This window comes from Streptomyces sp. NPDC033221, assembly GCF_055577005.1.
The window spans coordinates 42,833-64,388 of the sequence record NZ_JBVIQN010000031.1; the positions used below are offsets into that span (position 1 = coordinate 42,833).

The following is a 21,556-nucleotide window of genomic DNA, read 5'->3' on the forward strand; positions in this document are numbered from 1 at the left end:
GAAGTGCCCCGACGGCAGCACCAGACTCCCCGCGAAAACGGGACGCCTGTGCCACGGAGAACTTCCGCACCCAGAACGCGCACGGCCGGACCTTGCGGGCCGGTGCGGAGCGCGCAACGATGCGCGCGGCGTGCGCGCGCGGGCGCGGGGACGCCGGGGCGGGGGACCAGCCCCGGGGCCCCGGGGGACGGGGCGCCGGTGTAGCGCGGGACACCTCGACGCCACGGAGGCGTTCTTGCGCCGCGGGGCACACTGGCGGCATGACGACGACCTTGCGCATCGGACTCCTCGGCACCGGCCCCTGGGCGCAGCGCGTCCACGCCCCGGCGCTCGCCGCCCACCCCGGCGTCACCTTCACGGGCGTCTGGGGGCGGCGCCCGGAGGCCGCCGCGGCGCTGGCCACGAGCCACGGCACCCGCCCGTACGCGACCCCCGAGGACCTGTTCGCCGACACCGACGCCCTCGCCATCGCCCTGCCGCCGTCCGTCCAGGCGGACCTCGCCGTACGGGCCGCCGAAGCCGGCCGGCACCTCCTCCTGGACAAGCCGGTCGCCACCACCGTCCCCGAAGCCCGCGCGGTGGCCGACGCGGCCGACCGGGCGGGCGTCGCCACCGTGGTGTTCTTCACCGCGCGCTTCGGCATCGCGGAAGGGGAGTGGGTCGACCGGGCGGCCGCGGCCGGCGGCTGGTTCACCGCGCACGCCGACTGGCTCGGCTCGGTCTTCGCGGCCGACAGCGACAGCCCGTACGCGGCATCCCCCTGGCGCCGCGAGAAAGGCGCCCTGTGGGACGTCGGCCCGCACGCACTGTCCCTCCTGCTGCCCGTCCTCGGGGACGCGGAGCACGTCACGGCCGCCCGGGGACCCGGCGACACCGTGCTGCTCACGCTGCGGCACGCGGGCGGCGCGGCGAGTTCGGCGACCGTCAGCCTGACCGCGCCGCGCGCGGCCTCCGGAGTCTCCGTCACGCTGTACGGCGCCTCGGGCGCGACCTCGCTCCCGAGCCGCCAGGACGGCCCGGACGTGGCGTACGGACGGGCGGTGGACGCGCTGCTCACCGCCGTACGCACCGGCGAACGGCACCCGTGCGACGCGCGGTTCGGGCTGCGGGTGACGGAGGTGCTGGCGGCGGCGGAGGCGTCGTTCGAGGGGACCGGCGGGACCGGTGCGGCGCTTACTTGATCAGCGCGTTCGCCACCGCGATCAGCAGCCCGAGCGCGGCATCGGCCACACCGATCAGCACGGCCCCGCGCCTGCGGTAGCCCATCCGCAGCGCGGCGGCCATGCCCCAGCCGAACAGCAGCGTGGCGTTGAGCGTCAGCCCGGCCGCCGTGGTGGGGCCCTCGGGCCAGTTCCCGTGCCCGGCGGCCAGCAGCAGCACCACCGTGGGCAGCGAGGCGACGACGAGCGGCCACTCGTCGATCAGCCGGTGCCCGAGCGCGTACCAGCGGTGGCCCGCGCTGTGGGCGCGGTGGGTGGACATGTGGTGGGCGTACCCGTGTGCGAGGGCCGCGGTGGCGGCGGTGACCAGCACCCACAGCGCGTCGTACACCGGCGTGAACGGCGCCCCCTCGCTCTGCAGAGCGGCCAGCAGCGCACTGGCGAGCACCGTTCCGTACACGCCTCCGAACAGCATGTTGGAACGCACGGACATCTCTCTTTTCGGCGATACGGCAAGAACACAACGAGCTGTCCACGCTAAACGGCGGGCCCGCCCAATTCCTCACCGTAACGGAGGAGAAAGAAAGGGCCGAAGGTATGACAACGCGCGGCCGCAACTAATCCCCGCGGGTTTTCCCGCCGCGCCGCGGATTCGCGGAACCGAACCGGCGAGCGCATTCGCCCGCACCCGCCGCCCCCGCTCTCCGTACTCATGTCTCCCCGGGTATCGCTACATGCCGAAATTGGTCTTGGAAGGCATGCGAGATCCCGCCTAACGTCGTGCCCGCGCCCTTTCGCGCTCCCCATCCATCCGCACGTCCCATCCGTACGCACTCCGCGCCGCACGCCATCCGCGCCGCGCGCCTGTGCGCTGTACGACAAGGAGGCGCAGCTCATGACAGCGTTCACGAGTTACGTCGAAATCATCCTCCAGGAACTGGCGGACCACCCGGAACGCCGGGTGCTGACCACGTCCGACGGGCGGGACATCACCGCCGCCGACTTCCACGACAGCGTGCACCGCACCGCCGCGGAACTGGCCGACCGCGGCATCGGGCGCGGCCACACCGTCTCGATGCTGTGCGGCAACCGGCCGGAGGCACTGTCCGCCCGGTACGCGGTCAACCTGCTCGGCGCCAGGATCGTGCTGCTCTACGAGGGGCAGGCCCCGGAAACCCAGGCGCGCGTCGTGGAGAGCGCCGAGACCGTCCTGCTCCTCGTCGGGCCGGAATCGGCCAAACCCGCCGCGGAACTCCTCTCCCACTTCGACGGCACCGCGCCGGCCGTCCTGCTGCTCGGCCCCGGAGGCGGCGACGGCCTGGATGCCGAGGACCTGACCGCGGCCGCCGCCGCCCGGCCTTCAGGCCGTACGGTCGCGAGCGCGGCCCGCCCCGACGACGACTGGTGCATCCGCTACACGGGCGGCACGACCGGCCTCCCCAAGGGCATCCAGATGGCGCACGAACCGTACGCGAAGGCGATCGCCTACCCCTTCGCGTCCGCCGGCGACCCCGCCCGCCTGCTGGCCTGCACCTCGCTGGCCCATCTGGCCGGACAGATGGCCGACATGACACTGGCCGCGGGCGGCAGCGTCGTCCTTCAGGAAGGGTTCGACACCGGCGCGGTCCTCGCCGCGGTCGCACGCGAACGCATCACCCACATGTGGCTGCTGCCGCCCCTCCTCTACCACCTGCTCGACCACCCCGACCTGGCCACCACCGACCTCAGCAGCCTCTCCCGCATCACCTACGGCGGCTGCCCGGCCTCCCCTTCCCGGCTGCGGCAGGGCCTCGACGTCCTCGGCCCGGTCCTCTACGGCTGGTACGGACAGTCCGAAGCCCTGCTGCTCACCGAGATGAACCCCGCCGAACACGACATGACCGGGCAGGGCGGCCAGATCACCGTCGGCCGCCCCGTACCCGGTGTGGGCATCGAGATCCGCGACGCGGAAGGCCACCGCCTCCCGCCGGACACCAGCGGCGAGGTGTACGTCCGCTCCGAAGGCATGATGACCGGCTACTGGAAGAAACCCGAGCTGACCGCGCAGGTCATCCGAGACGGCTGGGTGCGCACCGGCGACATCGGCTACCTGGACGACGCCGGCTACCTCTACCTGATGGACCGGGTCAAGGACATGGTCATCGTGGTGGGCGGGCACGTCTATCCGGGCGAACTGGAGGACCTGCTGCACACCCACCCGGACATCGCGCACTGCGCGGTCTTCGGCGTGCGCACCGCCGACGAGGTGGAGGAGGTGCACTGCGCGGTCGTCCCCGCCCCGGGACGCACGGTCGACCCCGGCCGGATCACCGACTTCGTGGTGGCGCACAAGGGCGCGATGTACGCGCCGCGCGGCGTGCACCAGGTCGACACCATCCCGCTCACCTCCGTCGGCAAGCCGGACAAGAAGCGGCTCAAGGCGGAATTGGTGGCGGGGTAAGCGGAGGGCGGGGGCGCGGGGGCCGGAGCGTCGGCGGACGAGGTCTCCGGCGTTGTACGGCTCTCCGGCGTACGGCGGGGACCGTCATCAATTCCTCACACAATGCGAGACACGACGTCACGAACAGCACGCATCATGGTCAGCTCCCGCCCCCGCCGTACGCTTTCGACGAGCGTCCGCCCGGCCACCGCTTCGGAGACCCCCGCCCATGACCCGTGTGCTGCTCATCGAGGACGATCCCGCCGTACGCAAGGGCGTCCACCTCGCGCTGCGCCGCCGCGGGCACGAGGTCGAGACGGCGGCCAGCGGCGAGACCGGACTCCTCGCGCTGGACCGCTTCCGGCCGGAGCTGGTGCTGCTGGACCTGATGCTGCCCGGCATGAGCGGCCTGGAGGTGTGCCGCCGCATCCGTGAGACCCAGCAGATCCCGATCATCATCCTGTCCGCGCGCGGCGACGACATCGACATGGTGGTGGGGCTGGAGGCCGGCGCGGACGACTATGTGGTCAAGCCCGCCGGCGGCGAGGTGCTCCAGGCGCGGATGCGGGCGGTGCTGCGGCGGGTGGTGGGGGAGGGACGCGGCGAAGCGGACGGAGCGGCGGGCCCGGCCCCCGGCCTCTCCGCGGCCGCCGGCGCTCCGGCCCCGCCCCGGTCCGCGTCCTCCTCCGTGGCGTACGGCGCGCTGACCATCGACCGCGCGGCGCTGCTCGTCACGAAGGACGGCCAGGAGATCGTGCTGGCCCCTTCCGAACTCAAGCTGCTGCTCTTCCTGTCCGACTCACCCGGCCAGGTCTTCAGCCGCCAGCAGCTCCTCGAACAGGTCTGGGAGCACAGCTTCTACGGGGATGTGCGGCTGGTGGACGCGTGCGTGATGCGGCTGCGCTCCAAGATCGAGAACGATTCGCGCACGCCCGTGTACGTACAGACGGTACGAGGATTCGGCTACCGATTCGGGCCCTTGTGAGCACCGGCTCGTCCCCTGGAGGGACCGGGCCGTCTGAAGGGACCGGGCCGTCCGAAGGGACCGTGCCGTCGCGAGGCCGGGCGCGGCTGTCCGCCGCCTACACCCGGCTGCGCGGCCTGCGCACCCGCCTCATCGTCGGCTTCCTCGTGGTCTCCGCGCTCAGCGCGCTGATCACCGCGACCCTCACCTTCCGCCAGGCCCGTACGGCGATACTGACCCGTACCCAGAACACCGCCGTGCACGACCTGCGCGCGCAGCTGGAATCCCTCGGCCCCGACCTGCCCTTCCCGCCTCGGCACGAGGACCTGCAGAACCTCGTCACCCAGCTCGACCGGGCGGGCGGCTCACGGAACTGGCGCACCTACGCGCAGTACGAGGACGGGCCGGTGGCCCCGGGGCCGTGGCGCGGGGCGGGCGCCCAGGCGGAGAGCGCGGTCACCGACGGCCTGCGCGCCGCCGTACGCGAGCACCACGCACCCGTCTTCCAGCGCGTCGACCGGGGCGGGCGGCCCTGGCTGGCGATCGGCATGCCGGTGGACTTCACCGACCCGGCGGCCAAGGGCACAGAACCCGGCACACCCTCTCCCCAACCATCGTCTTCGCCCCGCAAGACCAAACCCTCCGGCCTCATCGTCTACACCGAGTTCGCCCTCGGCGACGAGCAGGCCGACATCTCCGCCCTGGTCACCGCCGCCCAGGCCGGCGCGCTGCCCGCACTCGCGCTGGCCGTCGTGCCCGCGCTGTTCGCCGCCCGCCGCGTACTGCTGCCGGTACGCCGCCTGCGCGAAGCCGCCGAACGCATCACCTCCGGCGAACTGGACACCCGCTCCCCGGTCACCGGCCGCGACGAACTCGCCGACCTCACCGTCACCTTCAACGACATGGCCCGCGCCCTGGAGCAGGACGACGCCGAACTGCGCCGCATGGAGGCCAACGCCCGGCGCTTCGCCGCCGACGTCTCCCACGAACTGCGCACCCCGCTGGCCGCGATGGCCGCCGTCACCGAGGTCCTCGACGAGGACGCGGCCCGGCTCGCCCCGGACACCGCCGACGCCGTACGGCTGATCAGCGACGAGACCACCAAACTCGCCCGCATGGTGGAGGACCTGATAGAGGTCTCGCGCTTCGACGCGGGCGCCGCCGATCTGCTCCTGGACGAGATCGACGTCGCCGTCGCGCTGCGCAAGACCCTCCAGCTGCGCGGCTGGCAGGACCAGGTCGAAACCGGCCTCCCCGAGGGGCTGCGGGCGCGCTTCGACCCGCGCCGTATCGACGTGGTCGTGGCCAACCTGGTCGGCAACGCGCTCCGGCACGGCGGCGCCCCCGTACGGCTGTCGGTGTACGCGGCCCCGGGACGGCTACGCATCGACGTGGCCGACCAGGGCCCCGGCATCGCCCCGGAAGCGCTCCCGCACGTCTTCGACCGCTTCTACAAGGCCGACGCGTCCCGCGCACGCTCCAGCGGCAGCGGCCTGGGGCTGGCCATCGCGATGGAGAACGTACGCCTGCACGGCGGCACGCTGCGCGCGGCCAACGCGCCGGGCGGGGGAGCGGTGTTCACGGTCGAACTGCCGGTGGACCCGCAGGTGGATCCGCCGCTGAACTCGCCGCTGAACCCGCTGGTGGACCCGCAGGGACCTGGGGCCGGGCCCACCCCTCCCGCCACCGACCCGGCCCCCGAGGACCGCCCATGAACTCCGCCACAGCGTCAACTCCGCCCCCTTTCCCCACACCCCCCTCCAACACGCCCCGCACCCTCACCACCACTACCACCACCTTCCTTGCCCTCCTCTCCCCTCTCCTCCTCACCACCCTCCTCCTCACCGGCTGCGGCATCGCCCCCACCGGGTACGTACAGGCAGGCGCGCCCGCCCAGGGCATCCGGCAGCCGGGCACCGACACCTACACCACCCGCCTCTTCTTCCTCTCCCCCCTCGGTATCCACGCCGCGAGCCGTCCGGCCGACGCCCCGGTCGGCCCGCAGGAAGCCCTGGATCTCCTGGTGAAGGGGCCGACCGCCGCCGAACGGGCGCGCGGGCTGGTCAGTGCGCTGCCACCGATGCCCGGTCCGCTCACCGCCGTACCCGCGACCGGCGCGGTCAGCGTCCACCTCCCGACGCCGGTGTCCCGGATGCAGGCGGCGGCGGTCCACCAGATCGCGTGCACCGCCGCCCACGCCGACATCCCCGGCGGCCGCCCCGCCACGCAGGTCGACGTCCGGATGTACGAGCCGGAGAGCCGGAACGGCCCCTGGACGGTGCGCTGTTCCAGTGACGGGATCGCCCTGCCGACCGCCGGCCCGGACACCTGGAAGAACCCCGCCCCGAGAGCGACCCCGGCCCCCGCCCCAGACGCCTCCTAGACCTCGCCCTCCACCACCCTCACGTACTCCCTGACCAGGCGGCTTTGTCAGTGGTCGGCACTAAAATCGGAGGCAGTAAGGAAGCAGTCCAGGACTGCTTCTCCGCTGTGCCGGGAGGTTGCCGATGGCCGTTGCCGCACTGTCCACGAACACCGCCGCTCCGAAGAGGACCACGACGGTCACCAAGGCCGCGACGACCGCGTACGGGAAAACCGCCGCACGCCGAGTGGTCCGCCGCACCCCGACGTCCAAGAAGCCGCTGCCCGCAGGCCTGCCGCGCGAGTGGTACGAGGCCCACAACCGCCGCCTGAAGGCCATGCGCCTGGCGATAGCCCTGCTCGACGGCGGTGTCTACACCCCGGAGCGGGCCCGCAACCGCACCATCCGCACGGCCGCGGCCCGCATCGGAGTGCACCCGCCCTCCAACACGACCTGCCGCCTGGTCCGTTCCCTGATCACCGAGAACGCCCGCTGAGCCGGCCGGCGCCGCGCCGCCGCCTGCGCGCGAACTCGAGCGACGACTCCCACCGGCCCTGACCGCAGCCCAGTCGACGCACTCCGCATCCGGTATCCCGCATTCCTGACCTGACCCGGCCCCTCCCGGCCCACCCGGGAGGGGCCACCAGTCATGCCCGCCCCGGCCTACCCGTGCGGGACCACCGGCCGGGGCCATCGGTCGTGACCATCAGCCGGGATCACCGATCGGGACCACCAGCCGTCCACCGGTCGTGACCACCCGTCATGCCCGCGGAGCAACCACCCGGGCCGCCGCAGTCCCCAGCCCACTGGGCCGGCCGACAAAGGCCCGCGCCACCACGGCCTCCGCCCCCGCCACCCCCACCCCCTGGCGGCCCTTGTGCCGGATCAGATCCTCCTCCCGATACCGCCGGCACCCCTGGTGCCAGGTGAGAATCCCGGACATCCAGTTCTCCAGTTCCCTCACGTACCCGTCCAGCACCGCCCGTGCCTCCTCCGACAGGTCGAAGTCGTCGTACAGCACCGGCATTTCATTCGCCGCCACATGCTGGAACTCCCGCATACGGGCCGTCATGAGGTCATGCACGATCGCGAGCGCCGTCGGGTAGTCGCAGCCGAAGAAGTTCTGCACCACCAGGACCCCGTTGTGCACCTCTCCCTCGTACTCGATCTCCTTCTGGTACGAGAACACGTCGTTCAGCAGCGTCGCGTAATCGGCTGCCGCGTTCTCCAACGCACGCATGGTCCCGCTCCGGTGGACCTCCTCCGGCACCCGCCGCCCGTGCCCGATACGGCTCAGGCTCATCGTCAGGTCGGAGCCGAACGTCGCCCGCCGCATCTCGATGTAGTCCACCGGATCGGGAATGTGGTTCAACGCCTGGTTCTCCAGCTCCCAGATCCACCCCTCCGTCATCACCTCGACGGATTCCCGGACCATCCGCCGCGCCGCGACGTCCATGGCCCCCGTCGTACGGCTCCAGAGATCCGCCAGCCCCCGCTCCATCGCATTCGCCGGCTCGCCGGCCTCCCCCTCCTCCTCCACCGGCATGAACGCCGAAAGCCGCGCATTGCACGCCTTCGCCCCGGCGATGTCCCGCGTGGCCCCGAACACCGCGGGGTAATAATCGTCCCCGTACGTCCCCCACGTCAGCCACTGCGACTCCAGATCCAGTTCCTCCGGCGTCGCCTCGGGGTGCAGCCCGGCAGCACACAGCGGAAAGTCGTAATCAGCGAGCTTTTCGGCACTCCAGACACCCGACAGCGGCACTCCGGCCTGCGGCCGCAACATGCCCATCTGCCGCGCCCACTCCACCGCGTTCACCCGGGCCCAGTCCAGATGCGGGCTCAGTGTCGTCTTGAACGGCATGTAAAAGTCCGGCAACTGCGAGGGCCCCACCCTTGGGAACGGCACATGCGTGAAGTTGCGCAGCCGCTTGGCCCCGGAGACCGCCACGGCCTTCCGTACGTCCGCCCCCGAAGTCCCCAGCCCCCCGAACGCGAACGGTGACCAATTCCCTGCCGTCTCCGCCGCCTTCCCGCCCCCGTTCATATACCGACTCGACCGCATATGCCATTCATGCCCACCCGACTGCCAGTCCTGCAGCCCCTTGGTATAAGCCAGCACATCCGCACACTCCCGCGGGCCCAGCCCCCGCTCCGCGAACAGCACCGGCAGCTCCGTGACCACCGTGTTCTCGAACTGCTGCACCCGAGAGGTGATCAGGTCATTGACAGCCTCCGCCGCCTCCTGAGTACCGCACCCGAGAAAGTTCTCCAGCACCAGCACCCCATTGCTCAGCTCCCCCTCCTCCTCGGTCTCCCGCTGATACGAGAACAAGTCGTTCCGCAGATGCACCCCGTCCGAGAACGCGTCCTTCAGCACCCGCAACGGCCGCGACCCGGCAACCGCCGCCGGCACCTCGGCCCCCACCGCGAACTCCACCAGCCCCGCCGACCACGGCGCCCCACCGACCTTCCGGCGCATCTCGATGTACTCGACGGGATTGGGCACGCGCCCCGCGTTGATGTTCGAAAGCTCCCACAACGACTCATTCAGCAAATGCTCAGTACTCTCCCGGAACCGAGCCCGCCACCCCGCCGACATCGAAGGCACCGTACGCGCCCACAGATCCGCCAGCCCCGCCTCCACCGGATTGACCGGCTCGGGCACCGGCGCGTCCACATCCATCGGCATGAACAACGGCAGCCGGTCCAGATACGCCTTACCACCCACCCGGTCCTGTGTCCGCTTGAACGCCTCCAAGAAGTGGTCGTCGAAGAAGAACACCCACACATACCAGTCCGTCACCAGCGACAGCACATCCGCCGAGCACTCGGGATGCGTATAAGCACACAACAACGCGTAATCATGCGCATCCAAATCCCCCTCCTCCCAAATCCCCGACCCTTCCAGCATTCCCATCCCACGCGCCCACTCCTTGGAATGCCCACGAGCCTCCTCCAGATGCGCATTCAACCGCGCCGGATACGGCAGATAAAAACCCGGCAATTCAAACGGCTGGCCAGCCACGACCCACCCTCTCGTCGTCCGTCACCCTTACCCACCGGAGCCACGCCCCCGCCCCCGCGCCCCCGGCGGCCACAGCACTACCCACCCCACCTGTCATGTATCCACCGTCTTGACAGGTCGTAAGTGCGTGTGGTTTTGGCTGGTGATCAAGGTAAGAGATCGAACGCAGCGCGGGTCCTCTCGGCGGGCCGGGCAGTCACACAGCGTCGGGAGGCCCGGGCATACGCGGGATCGAGGCAGGCGCACCACCCCGCCTAAGAAGACCTGCGTCCTCCGGCCACGACCTGACCAAGTGGTCGCGAATGAGGAAGCAGCCTGCGGGCTCATCCGGCTGCTTCGCGAGGACCCGCCCCATCGGTTGCGCGACTGGCGCGTGCAAGCACGACTCGTGCGGAAGCGATGGTGCGAGCTCGATCGTCTGCCCCGCCCGGCACGCATGTTGACGTACGGCAAGCGTTGCGAACGGCGAAGAGGGCACTGTGAGCTGAAGGTCAGCCCTGCGGGCCGGGCGAGCGATTTCAGGGGCACGCCCCCGGCCGGGTGTTGAAGGAACTCCATCAGGTCTCCGCCCGCGTCGGGTCCCTGTGAGGAGTGGCCCTTGACGACAGTGTGTGCGACAGGAGCGGGGGAGGGGACTGCAGGAGGGCCGGTCACGTTTCTGGTGGTCGGGAAGCTCCGATATCGTGCGCCAACACCATGCGTCACCTAATAGGGTGTAGCGGCACGGGGGAGTGACGTACCGGTGTGTGTCTCGGGGGCCTGTGTCGTTCATGCAGCAGTTGACGGCGGCGAAGAGGCTCGCGGCCGAAACGACCTGATCGAACGAGAACGGGGAACAGGCGAGTCCCGATGGCTGACGAAACCGATGGCATGTACGAGACGTTCAAGGCGATCTTGGATGCATTTCCCCCTTCCGAAGCGATCAAGCGACTGGAACAGTTCGGGATCGATTCCGACGTCGTCGAGAAGATCCGTGAGCGGCACGAGCAGCAGACCATTCGGATCAAGGAGCTCGAGGAACCGCACGCGGTGGTCCTGGGCAATCGCGACACCTGGTACACGGGGCCGCAGGCCAAGGACAAGTGCTGGCCGGTGATCGTGGATCTGCTCCGCAAGGACGGATGGCCCCAGGACCCCGCGATCGAGAAGCTCGACGAGTCCTCGACCAGGGTCGTCTCGCTGCTGAACCACCCGAAGGAGACGGCTTTCTCCACCCGTGGCCTCGTCGTCGGGCATGTGCAGTCCGGAAAGACCACCAACTTCACCTCGGTCATGGCCAAGGCGGCCGACCGCGGTTACAAACTCTTCATCGTCCTGGCCGGCATACACAACGGCCTTCGTCGTCAGACCCAGGCCAGACTCGTGCAGCAGCTCGTGGAGCCGAACCCCACGATGTGGTCCCAGCTGACCGGCCTCGACAGGGACTTCACCCCGCAGGAGAACCCCGCTTCGTACTTCGGGAAGAACAACAGGACGCACGTGCTGTGCGTGGTGAAGAAGAACGCAACGGTGCTGCGCAAGCTCGCCCAGTGGCTCGCGAAGGCCTCGAACCATCTGCGGGACTGTCCCGCTCTGATCATCGACGACGAGGCGGACCAGGCCACCGTTGCGACGAAGTCCATCAACCCTCTGATCCTGGACATCATGGGTTGTCTGCCCAAGTCCGCCTACATCGGCTACACGGCCTCCCCGTTCGCGAACCTGCTCATCGATCCGAGTGCCGAGGACCTGTACCCCCGAGACTTCGTCGTCAACCTGCCCAAGCCCGACGGGCACTTCGGGACCGAAGTTCTCTTCGGTCGTTACGCGCTTGACGGCGAGGATCCAGAGCAGCTCGACGACGGTTACGACATGATTCGTTCGATACCCGACGAGGACGTGCCGTGCGTACGTCCCATGACGAGGGCCGACGTCGAGGGATTTGAACCGGTCGTCACCGACTCCCTCACCAGAGCGGTCGAGTACTTCTGGCTGGTGACCGCCGCGCGTCGGGTGCGCGGCACCGGCAACCCGCACAGCACGATGTTGATCCACACCAGCGTCAACACCTCGGTGCACAACAGCTTCAAGAGGCCGCTGGAGCACCTGCGCAGCCGTTCCGCGCAGTCCCTGACCGATGCCGTCTTCCTCAAGCGGTTGCGTAATCTTTGGGATGAGGAGACCGAGCGGGTGCCGGCCGAGGAATTCGGCGGGACGAAGGTGCCGTTCGAACAGTTGCTGCCGGAGCTCCCGGGAGTTCTCGACAGCTGTCGCGTCATCATGGACAACTCCAGCAGCGAGGACCGGCTCGACTACGAGAACGGCCCGGTCGTGGCCATCGCCGTGGGGGGCAACACCCTCTCGCGAGGGCTGACGCTCGAGGGCCTGGTGGTCAGCTATTTCGTCCGTGCCGTCTCGGCGTACGATACGTTGCTGCAGATGGGGCGCTGGTTCGGGTTCCGGAACGGGTACGCCGACCTGCCTCGCATCTGGATGACCGACGAGCTGGCCGGGTGGTTCCGGCACCTTGCCACTGTCGAGACGGAGATGCGTCGCGACATCGACATCTACATGACCGAGGACGAGAACCCGCTCACCTTCGCCGTCCGCCTTCGTACCCACCCTGCCCTGCGTGTGACCGCGGCGGCCAAGATGCGCGACGCTGTCACGGCCGCCTCTTCCTACGGTGGCAAGCGGGTGCAGACCCACTACTTCCACACGAATCGGGACTGGTTGCAGCGGAACATCGACGCGGCTCGCACGCTCGTCGAAGTATCTGTGACCCATGCCGTGCGAACGGAGCCGCGCCCGGCGGAGGGCCGGTACGTGTTTCGGAATGTCCCGCACGACTACGTGCTCGACTTCTTGGCGACATACGCGTTCCACGAGAATTCTCCGGAGAACGACCCCGAACTGATCACCGCATACATCCGTCAGCGGCTCGCCGATGCGGGGTCGCTGGGCCGGTGGAATGTTGCGATCGTGGGCAATCCCAAGGGCGAGGACTTCACCTTCGCGCCCGGTGTCACTGTCGGGCGGAACGTCCGTGCCCGTCTCAAGATCGACGAATCACCGGGGGACTTCGCCGACATCAAGACGCTGATGAGCCGCCGGGACGCTGCTGTCGATCTCCCCGGAGACACCTCGAAGCTGGCCGAGAAGGCGATCATGGAAGCGCGTCGCGCCCAGCTACCGGACACGGGGTTGCTGGTGCTGTACCCGATCGACAAGGTCTCCGAGCCGACGCCGTCCACGAACCCGAAGAAGAAGCTGCTGCGTGCCCCGCTGAATGCCGAGGAGCACGTGATCGGCGTCGGCCTCGTCTTCCCGAAGCCGCTGGGCGTGGACAGCACGGTGCACGGGTACATCTCCGCCGACCTTTCCGGCGTCTCGATCGAGGACGAGGACTTCAGCGTCCTCGACAGCGAGGACGCATGAGAGACGACACGCTCCGCACGGTGGTCGAGGAACATTGGACCAAGCTGGAGGCAGAGCGGACCACAGGTGAGCGACGGCTGAGAGTCTCCGAACTTCCCGTCGTCGCCGAACTGGGCCCGTTGGCGGTGGCCGTCGACTACGACCGGCACCGCCACGTCCTGGTGCCGATCCCGTCCAACCGCAAGATCCGACCAGGCCTGAACGGCCCGGCGCTGGAGTTGAGCAGGCGGCCCCTGGAGGACGCGGACAGCTACCGGACCTACGCCGACCTCGCCTGCCTGCGGGAAGACCTCAACGACCTGTTCACGGATCTGTGCGTGGACGTGCTGGGCCAGGCGAAAGAGGTGCCCGAGAACCCGGCCAAGGCCCTGTACCGTGTCCTGGACCGTTGGAGGTCTCTCTTCCGGAACCAAGGAGACCCGTTGGGTCCGGAACAGCTCGCCGGCCTGTTCGGTGAGCTGACGGTGCTCAACCGGCTCTTGGCGAAAGACGCGAGTGCGCACCGGTGCTGGCGTGGCCCTGAGAGGCACCGCCACGACTTCTCCGCCGGCGCCACAGCCGTCGAGGTGAAGGCCGGCACCGCCACCGTGGGCCGGAGACCGCGTATCCATGGCCTGGATCAGCTCGAGGTGCCCGTAGGCGGAAACCTCTGTCTTGCCTGGTTCCGCCTACGACGCAGCAACGGGGGTGACGGCACCGGTCTCGTGGATACCGTCGAGCACGCGTTGAGGCTCTGTGACGACGAAGGCGCGCTTCGCAGGCTCCTCGCCGCTGCCGGTTACCTGCCCTCGGATGCGACCCGCTACCACGACGTGCGCTTCGCGATCGACGAGGAGAAGTGGTACGAGGTCGATGCGACCTTCCCCGCGTTGACAGGACGGGCCCTGGCCGCGGCAGGCATACCTGTTTCGGTCGTGGACGTCGAGTACACCATCGACCTGTCCGGCGAAACCCCTGCGCCCTTGGCGCCCAGAGAGGTGTCCCGGACCATCGACAAGCTCATTCAGGAGTCCGTGTGACGGAGCCCCGGTGGGTCTCCCAGCCCTACCCTCCCGAGGGAGCGAGCGCGGCGGAGGGGATCCGCAACCAATTGGGACGACCGGAACTCGATTTGCTCACCATCCTGGTGCGCGAGTCGGCACAGAACAGCTGGGACGCCCGTGTGACGGTCTCCCCCGCTCCGGTCGACTTCGCCGTCGACATACGGACGGTCGGGCCGGCCCACGCCGGCGCGTGGCGGGAGCTGCTCCTCGAGGGGGCACCCGCACGAACGGAGAACTTCCCGCTGCGTGAGACGCTGCGACGTGGCGCGATCCGGGTCATGGCCGTCTCCGACCGCGGTACGCGAGGCCTCGGAGGCCCCACTCGCGCCGACGATGCCGTGGGCTTCGATCGAGACTTCGTTTCCTTCATCCGCAACATCGGCGAGCCGCGCGACGTTGCGTTGGGCGGCGGTACCTACGGCTTCGGCAAAGGCATCTTCTACCTGTTGTCCCAGTGCGGAACAGCCATTGTGCATTCCCGATGCCGTACTGCAGACGGGGGCCACGAGACCCGGCTCATCGGATGCAGTCTTTGGAACAGCTTCGTGGCCCCCGAAGGCGGGGGACGACGCCGCTACACCGGACGGCACTGGTGGGGCGACGCCTCCGGAGACGTCGTGGAGCCCTTGGTCGGCCGCGACGCGGACATATTTGCCCAACGTCTGGGGCTCAGACCTTTCCGGCCCGAGGAGACCGGCACGACCATCGTCGTCGTCGACCCGCACCTGGACGAGCTCCAGCCGGCTGCAGCCGCCGACTATGTGGCCGAGACCATCACCTGGCACCTCTGGCCCAAGATGCTCGCCACGGACGGCGGTGCTCCGGCCATGCGTTTCTCCGTCACCTGCGACGGCCATGAGCACCGGGTGCCGGATCCGCGGGAGACCCGCCCGCTCGACATGTTCGTTGCCGCCTACGAGAAGATGATCGGCCCGGAGGGCAGCGATCTGCTGTGTCTGAGACCCAAGCGGCATCTGGGACGCTTGGGACTGGTGAAGCGGATCATGCCACCGTTGGAACCGAGCCGTGCATCGCGCATGCTCGATATCGAGGACCTCGTCCATCACGTGTGTCTGATGCGTCCCGCAGAACTCGTCGTGACCTATCGGCCGGGTCCCAAACCACCGAGCACGAGCCAGGGGTACGCCGGGGTCTTCCGGGCCGACGAGGCCATGGACGACATCTACGCGAAGGCCGAACCGCCCACCCACGACGCCTGGAACCCGCAGTCGCTCGAAAGGCCCGGCAGCACGTTCGTGCAGACGACGTTCCGGCGTATCAATGAATCCTTGGAAGGCCTGCTCGCACTCGGAGGCGTCGCCCGTCCGGGCGCGAACAACGTCGCTCTGGGGGCAGCCAGCTCGATGTTCTCCGGGCTGGTGGGCGGCGCTTGGGGGTTCGGAGGGGCCACTGCGTACGCCAAACCGGGCAGTACCGTCACGCGGGCCTCGAAGGACGGCGACGCGGAGGAGAGCACGCCCGGGCCCGGTGGACGGACCGCTCCGTCGCCGGTGCCCACCGGTACGGGTTCGCACGCCTATGACGAGAACGCCGATCCGGCGGATCCCCGCACCGGTCGTCGGAGCTTCGACGAGTCGGGTGGCGACGGTGGTGGTACACCGTACCGTCGGCCACGTGTGCAGTACGTCGGCGACGCCTATTACGACGACCGCGGCGACACCGCGGTGCTCGTCCAGGAATTCCGGCTGCCGGCACCCGGTCCGCAGCGGGTCCGGATCGAACTGGCCGTGACGCTCCCCGGATCGGGTGGTCGCGAGAAGGATCCGCCCATCGGGGCGAGCATGCCCACGCTCGTGGGGTGGGAGGACAGTGGCGGACTCCTGTACGACTCGGAGACATGTGTGATCGAGGGCGGTGACTCCGTCTGGCGGGCTCTGGTCCGTCCTGCCCCGGACACCATGACCGAGATCGGCATCAAGGTCGAGGCGGTGAGGAACCGGTGACTCGGCGCGTTCTGCCCTACCGCAGCCCGTCGGAGGACGTGGTCGCTGCCGAGACTTGGTCGCTGGTGACCGAGGACGGTGAGGTCGTCATGCCCGAGGCACTGCCGGACTGGGACTATCAGATGGATTTGCACCTGCGCAGAGCCGTCCGCGTCGACCTGGACCGGGCGCGTTCGCAATCAGCACTCCCGAACGATGCTGCGCTGATGCTTGCGGTCGTGTGGACGGCCACGGGATCCAACCTCGGTGGGCCGGCTCAACATGTGCGTCTGTCCGCATCCGGCACCGGCACGGTGCAGTTGGACGTACGGTTGCGGGGGGCCGACCTGGGCGGTCTGCTGCTGCTCGACACGGCCCTCGTCCTGGCCGAGCGACGCAAAGATGCTCACCCCTCCTCGCCGCGTAGGGCGGGATCCGTCCTGTGGAGCGATCGGGAGTCACTGCGGCTGCAGGGCGATGCGCCGCAGTTCCCCATGGCCGTGATCGACTTCGCCCGCACCTCCTTCCCGGACGACGCGGCCTGGCACCTGCAGATCAGCGGAAGTCTCGAGAGCGCCACCATGGGATCTCTTCTGTTGCTCGTCAACGAGCGCAACACGGTCACCGCCACCGCGTTCGAGAACGCGGGCCGACCACGACCGGTGGATCGCATCGTGCTCTCGGCGGTCTACGCGGACGCCGCCAGGATCATGATCGAGCACGCACTGGGACATGACGATTTCGCAGAGGACTCCGACTTCCCCGACGGGTCGTTCGGCGCCACCCTGGTCAGTCTGTTCGACCAGCTCTTCCCAGGGCAGAAGATCGAGGACGTTCGCCTGCGCCACCGACAGTCACCTGCCTTGTTCGCCTCGGACCTGCAGGCGGCCGTCAAGATGTTCGAGGTGTCATGATGAGTTTCCTCTACCCTCGGCTGCTTGCCGAACAGGCCAGACCACTGTTCGAGGAGTACCGGCAACTGCCCGTCGCCGAGTTGGCCGGCCGATCGCGCCTGGGCCACGAGTCTGCCGTGTACGTGGCCACCGGAGGCGATCGGGTGCCTGCCGGTCGGCTCCGGGAATTGCGCGCGGGCGTGCTCGACCTCGCCGAACGGGCAGGCTTCCCCGACCGCTCCGACCGGGAGGGCAATGCCGATTTCGACCTTCGGCTCGCCGCCATGTTGCATGCCGAGATGGGGATGGTCCCGGCCGAGGCTGCTTCCCGGGACGTCTGGACCTTCCTCTCGCTGATTCTGCTCCCCGACGTCGCGTTCTGGCGTTACCCGCAACCACCCAGGGATCGTGTCCTCGGCACGGACCTCACCCGGCACGTCTTCGGCAGGCTGTGGTGGCGGGCCCAGCTCGTACGCGCCTCCGACGATCCCCAACCGTACGGTGCACTGAAGATTCTCGGTGAGGCCGCATTCGACCAGATCTACGCGCGCCGGGCCGCCCTCGGCGGAAGCCCACACATGGTCCGGGCCATCCTTCGTGTCTGGAAGGATCTCGATCTGACCGGCCTGAACGAGCGCGATACCCTTCGCGACTTCCTCAAAAGGCTGCTGCGGCTCGCTCCGTTCGTCCTCTTCGACGGCATCGAGGATTGTGCCCTGGACGAAGAGCTGCGCGCGGTCGCCCAGGAGTCCATCGACGTCCAGCGAGGCCCGTCCGCGCCGACTGCGGAGAACGGCGCACAGGCCGGGCACGGGAGGGGCCGAGGCGAGGTGACCGCTGAACCGCCTGTGAAGGTGGTGTCGGGGGACGCCGTGCTGTTTTCCCGCCCCGTTACGCAGGCGCCGGTCGCTCCCTCTGGGTTCCGATCGGTGGAGGTCTGCGCCGGGTCCGGAGCACAGGCACTCGGGCTCGAACGCGCCGGATTCGACCCGGTACTGCTCATCGACAGCAAGGCCGACGCCTGCTTCACCATCGACCTCAACAGACCCGAATGGGACGTGGTCTGCATGGATGTCGTGGAGTTCCGGCCGAGTGCGCGGGCGGATATCCGGGGTGTCGACCTTGTCAGCGGAGGTCTCCCGCGCGTGAAATCCTCCGCGACCGTCGGTCGCGCCGAGGACACTGAAGAGCGCAGAGTACTCAGGGCCGTGGCCCGGCTGGCGTGTGAGATCGGACCCAAAGCCGTGCTCTTGGAGAACGTCGCGGACCTGGTCGAGAACTCGTCCTTCGAAGCCGAGCGTGCGTGGATCGAGTCCGAGTTCCGGGACGCGGGCTACCGCTCGACCTGGCGAGTCCTGAATGCTGCGGATTTCGGTGTGCCGCAAAATCGCAGCAGCGGCTTTCTGGTCGCCTTGCAGGACCCGCACTTCTCCCGGTTCGTCTGGCCCGAACCGGACGACCTGCCGCCTCCGACCGTGGGCGAGGTTCTCGGGGCTTCCATGTCCGCAAACGGGTGGCGTGGTGCGGAGCGTTGGATCAAAGGGGCTGATCGTGTAGCGCCTGCCCTGGTCGGGGGATCCGAGCGGCGGGGCGGCGCAGACCTCGGCCCGACGGGCAGCAAGAAGGCATGGGCGGCTCTCGGAGTGAACGGAAACAGCCTCGGAGACGATGTCCCGGATGAGAGCTTCCCCGCGGATGGCCTGCCCAAGCTGACCGTCGACCAAGCCGCGAGGATCCAGGCGATCCCTTCGGAATGGCGCTTTTTCGGCGGCAAGACCTCCAGGTATCGCCAGATCGGCCATGCCATGCCGCCACCCCTCGCGACAGCTGTGGGGCGTGCCGTCGCAGCAGCTCTTCGAAACTGAGGCCACCTCATGCCCACGTCTGGCCCCTCGTTCCCGAGCCCGTCACGGTCGTCGATCCATTCTCCGGTTGTGGTGGGCTCACCCAGGGGTTCCACGAGCTCCGACGTGAGGGGAAGTGGTGACCTGGTGTTCCGTGGCTTCGCCGCCGTCGAGCAACGCTGCCGCCGCAGGCGTTCGCGCGATGGTGTATCCCGTGGTGACGGTGACCGGCGTCCGAAGAACGGAACCGGCGCCTTCTCCGAGCCGCTCGACGGCGACGATGCGGGAGTGCCGCCCCGGTAAGCCGTCGACAGCGTATTCGACGAGCCATATCCGAGAGTGGGAACCGCAAGAATCTTTCCGGCTAGCGGTACACCAAGGACGGAAACGGGTTCCGATTCTTTGACCCTCCGAACCCGAAAAGCGTGAAGACGCCGATGGGTTACTTCTCCACGGAGAGCTGGGACAATCATCGAACGGGTACGGAGAGGTCAGGGGAGGCCGCGACTGGGCGAGCCTTCTGTCATCATCCGAGCCCGAGTCCTTCGAGCGCGATGCGGGGCGCTACCCCCATCCGACGGAGCCTCGCCTCATCACTCACCACGAGGTCGCTCGCGTCCATGTGGTTTTCCTCGCGATCGTCGCTGGTACGGCTCGAAGACCGAAATCGCCGCGCAGATCGGCAAAGCTGTGCCATCCCGCTCGACAAGGCCATTGTCTCGGCGATCTGCGACTGCCCGTGCGGGCGGCCGGGACGTCCCGGTGAGGGCCGTCGTCAGGGATATCCATTCAGGGCCGGATGAACAGTGAAGGCCGCTACCCCTGCGTGGGTAGCGGCCCTCATGTTGTGCTTGCTTCAGCATCGGGGGATCAGTTTCACCGCGCGCACTCGGTGTGCGACGGCGTGGCTATCCGCCGCGAAGTGCGAGAACTCGGTGACAAGCCTCTGCTCAAACCATGGTGGATCTATCAGGGGCTGTGCAGACCACCCGCCCCGCCCTTTAGAGATCGAAGTACAGCTCGAACTCGTGCGGGTGCGGGCGGAGCTGGATCGGGGCGATTTCGTTGGTGCGCTTGTAGTCGATCCAGGTTTCGATGAGGTCGGAGGTGAAGACGCCGCCCTGCTGGAGGTACTCGTTGTCGGCTTCCAGGGCGTCGAGGACGGCCGGGAGGCTGGTGGGGACCTGGGGGACGCCCGCGTGCTCCTCGGGGGCGAGCTCGTAGAGGTCCTTGTCGATCGGCTCGGCGGGCTCGATCTTGTTCTTGACGCCGTCCAGGCCCGCGAGGAGGAGGGCGGAGAAGGCCAGGTACGGGTTGGAGGACGGGTCCGGGGCGCGGAACTCGACGCGCTTGGCCTTCGGGTTGGAGCCGGTGATCGGGATGCGCATCGCGGCGGAGCGGTTGCGCTGCGAGTAGACCAGGTTGACCGGCGCCTCGAAGCCGGGCACCAGGCGGTGGTACGAGTTCACGGTGGGGTTCGTGAAGGCCAGCAGCGACGGGGCGTGCTTGAGGATGCCGCCGATGTAGTAGCGGGCGGTGTCCGAGAGGCCCGCGTAGCCCTGCTCGTCGTAGAAGAGGGGCTCGCCGCCGGTCCACAGGGACTGGTGGACGTGCATGCCGGAGCCGTTGTCGCCGAAGATCGGCTTGGGCATGAAGGTGGCGGTCTTGCCGTTGCGCCAGGCGACGTTCTTCACGATGTACTTGAAGAGCATCAGGTCGTCGGCGGCGGCCAGCAGGGTGTTGAACTTGTAGTTGATCTCGGCCTGGCCGGCGGTGCCGACCTCGTGGTGCTGGCGCTCGACCTTCAGGCCGGCCGCGTCCAGCTCCAGGGAGATCTCGGCGCGCAGGTCGGCGAAGTGGTCGACCGGGGGAGCCGGGAAGTAGCCGCCCTTGTAGCGGACCTTGTAACCGCGGTTGTTGACCTCGGAGCCGGTGTTCCAGGCGCCGGCCTCGGAGTCGATGTGGTAGAAGGACTGGTTCGCCGACGTCTCGAAGCGGACGTTGTCGAAGACGTAGAACTCCGCCTCCGGGCCGAAGAACGCGGTGTCGGCGATGCCGGTGGACGCGAGGTAGGCCTCGGCCTTCTTCGCCACGTTGCGCGGGTCACGGCTGTACTGCTCGCCGGTGATCGGGTCGTGGATGAAGAAGTTGACGTTGAGCGTCTTGTCGCGGCGGAACGGGTCCACGCGGGCGGTGGAGAGGTCGGCGCGCAGAGCCATGTCGGACTCGTGGATGGCCTGGAAGCCGCGGATCGAGGAGCCGTCGAAGGCAAGCTCCTCGGTCGGGTCGAACGCCTCCGCCGGAACCGTGAAGTGCTGCATCACACCGGGCAGGTCGCAGAACCGGACGTCGACGAACTTGACGTCTTCGTCCGCGATGAACTTCTTGGCCTCATCGGCGTTCTGGAACATCCAACTCCTCCTAGCCCGGTCACCGGCGGTCGGCGGACGCGGGATTGCTACTCGGAGCGCGTCATGTGCGGT

The 21,556-nt window shown here is 68.7% G+C and carries 14 protein-coding genes; 11 read left to right on the plus strand and 3 right to left on the minus strand.

The genetic code is table 11. The annotated features are described in order from the left end of the window. Nucleotides 1-260 precede the first annotated feature (260 nt). Nucleotides 261-1,181, plus strand: coding sequence for a Gfo/Idh/MocA family protein (locus ACZ53K_RS31770; protein ID WP_468843415.1), 921 nt, complete (start codon nucleotides 261-263; stop codon nucleotides 1,179-1,181). On the opposite strand, the gene ACZ53K_RS31775 is transcribed toward ACZ53K_RS31770, so the two are convergent. Next, complete coding sequence (locus ACZ53K_RS31775; RefSeq protein WP_468843418.1) at nucleotides 1,174-1,653, minus strand: hypothetical protein; 480 nt, start codon at nucleotides 1,651-1,653, stop codon at nucleotides 1,174-1,176. The genes ACZ53K_RS31770 and ACZ53K_RS31775 overlap by 8 nt on opposite strands. 402 nt (nucleotides 1,654-2,055) lie before the next feature. Here ACZ53K_RS31775 and ACZ53K_RS31780 point away from each other — a divergent pair, with 402 nt between their 5' ends. The 5 genes from ACZ53K_RS31780 to ACZ53K_RS31800 all read left to right on the plus strand — a co-directional run bounded on the left by ACZ53K_RS31780 (nucleotide 2,056) and on the right by ACZ53K_RS31800 (nucleotide 7,401). Next, nucleotides 2,056-3,600, plus strand: a complete 1,545-nt coding sequence (locus tag ACZ53K_RS31780; RefSeq protein WP_468843421.1) for an AMP-binding protein — start codon at nucleotides 2,056-2,058, stop codon at nucleotides 3,598-3,600. A 208-nt stretch (nucleotides 3,601-3,808) separates the two neighbouring features. Beyond that, entirely contained in the window at nucleotides 3,809-4,564 is a 756-nt protein-coding gene (locus ACZ53K_RS31785) for a response regulator (protein WP_468843424.1), read from the plus strand. Between the two features lie 62 nt (nucleotides 4,565-4,626). Beyond that, nucleotides 4,627-6,258, plus strand: coding sequence for a sensor histidine kinase (locus ACZ53K_RS31790; protein WP_468843427.1), 1,632 nt, complete (start codon nucleotides 4,627-4,629; stop codon nucleotides 6,256-6,258). Beyond that, on the plus strand, nucleotides 6,255-6,926 hold the full coding sequence (locus ACZ53K_RS31795) for a hypothetical protein (RefSeq protein WP_468843429.1): 672 nt from the start codon (nucleotides 6,255-6,257) through the stop codon (nucleotides 6,924-6,926). Before ACZ53K_RS31790 ends, ACZ53K_RS31795 begins: the two co-directional genes overlap by 4 nt. A gap of 124 nt (nucleotides 6,927-7,050) precedes the next feature. Continuing rightward, nucleotides 7,051-7,401 (plus strand): hypothetical protein, encoded by a 351-nt coding sequence (locus tag ACZ53K_RS31800; RefSeq protein WP_468843432.1) that lies wholly within the window; start codon nucleotides 7,051-7,053, stop codon nucleotides 7,399-7,401. A gap of 264 nt (nucleotides 7,402-7,665) precedes the next feature. On the opposite strand, the gene ACZ53K_RS31805 is transcribed toward ACZ53K_RS31800, so the two are convergent. Beyond that, nucleotides 7,666-9,933, minus strand: a complete 2,268-nt coding sequence (locus tag ACZ53K_RS31805) for a terpene synthase family protein (protein WP_468843435.1) — start codon at nucleotides 9,931-9,933, stop codon at nucleotides 7,666-7,668. A gap of 849 nt (nucleotides 9,934-10,782) precedes the next feature. Between ACZ53K_RS31805 and ACZ53K_RS31810 the strand changes: the two genes are divergently transcribed. The 5 genes from ACZ53K_RS31810 (at nucleotide 10,783) to ACZ53K_RS31830 (ending at nucleotide 19,094) form a co-directional block, all read left to right on the plus strand. After that, nucleotides 10,783-13,350, plus strand: coding sequence for a Z1 domain-containing protein (locus ACZ53K_RS31810; RefSeq protein ID WP_468843438.1), 2,568 nt, complete (start codon nucleotides 10,783-10,785; stop codon nucleotides 13,348-13,350). Then, complete coding sequence (locus ACZ53K_RS31815; RefSeq protein ID WP_468843440.1) at nucleotides 13,347-14,369, plus strand: PD-(D/E)XK motif protein; 1,023 nt, start codon at nucleotides 13,347-13,349, stop codon at nucleotides 14,367-14,369. The genes ACZ53K_RS31810 and ACZ53K_RS31815 overlap by 4 nt, the downstream gene beginning before the upstream one ends. Beyond that, complete coding sequence (locus ACZ53K_RS31820) at nucleotides 14,366-16,357, plus strand: hypothetical protein (protein WP_468843443.1); 1,992 nt, start codon at nucleotides 14,366-14,368, stop codon at nucleotides 16,355-16,357. The genes ACZ53K_RS31815 and ACZ53K_RS31820 overlap by 4 nt, the downstream gene beginning before the upstream one ends. A 65-nt stretch (nucleotides 16,358-16,422) precedes the next feature. Further along, the gene (locus ACZ53K_RS31825) at nucleotides 16,423-17,250 is read left to right on the plus strand and encodes a hypothetical protein (protein WP_468843446.1); all 828 of its coding nucleotides are present in this window, start codon (nucleotides 16,423-16,425) and stop codon (nucleotides 17,248-17,250) included. Next, nucleotides 17,250-19,094 (plus strand): DUF6339 family protein, encoded by a 1,845-nt coding sequence (locus tag ACZ53K_RS31830; RefSeq protein ID WP_468843449.1) that lies wholly within the window; start codon nucleotides 17,250-17,252, stop codon nucleotides 19,092-19,094. The genes ACZ53K_RS31825 and ACZ53K_RS31830 overlap by 1 nt, the downstream gene beginning before the upstream one ends. A gap of 980 nt (nucleotides 19,095-20,074) precedes the next feature. On the opposite strand, the gene glnA is transcribed toward ACZ53K_RS31830, so the two are convergent. Further along, complete coding sequence (glnA, locus tag ACZ53K_RS31835) at nucleotides 20,075-21,484, minus strand: type I glutamate--ammonia ligase (protein WP_031004201.1); 1,410 nt, start codon at nucleotides 21,482-21,484, stop codon at nucleotides 20,075-20,077. Nucleotides 21,485-21,556 lie beyond the last annotated feature (72 nt).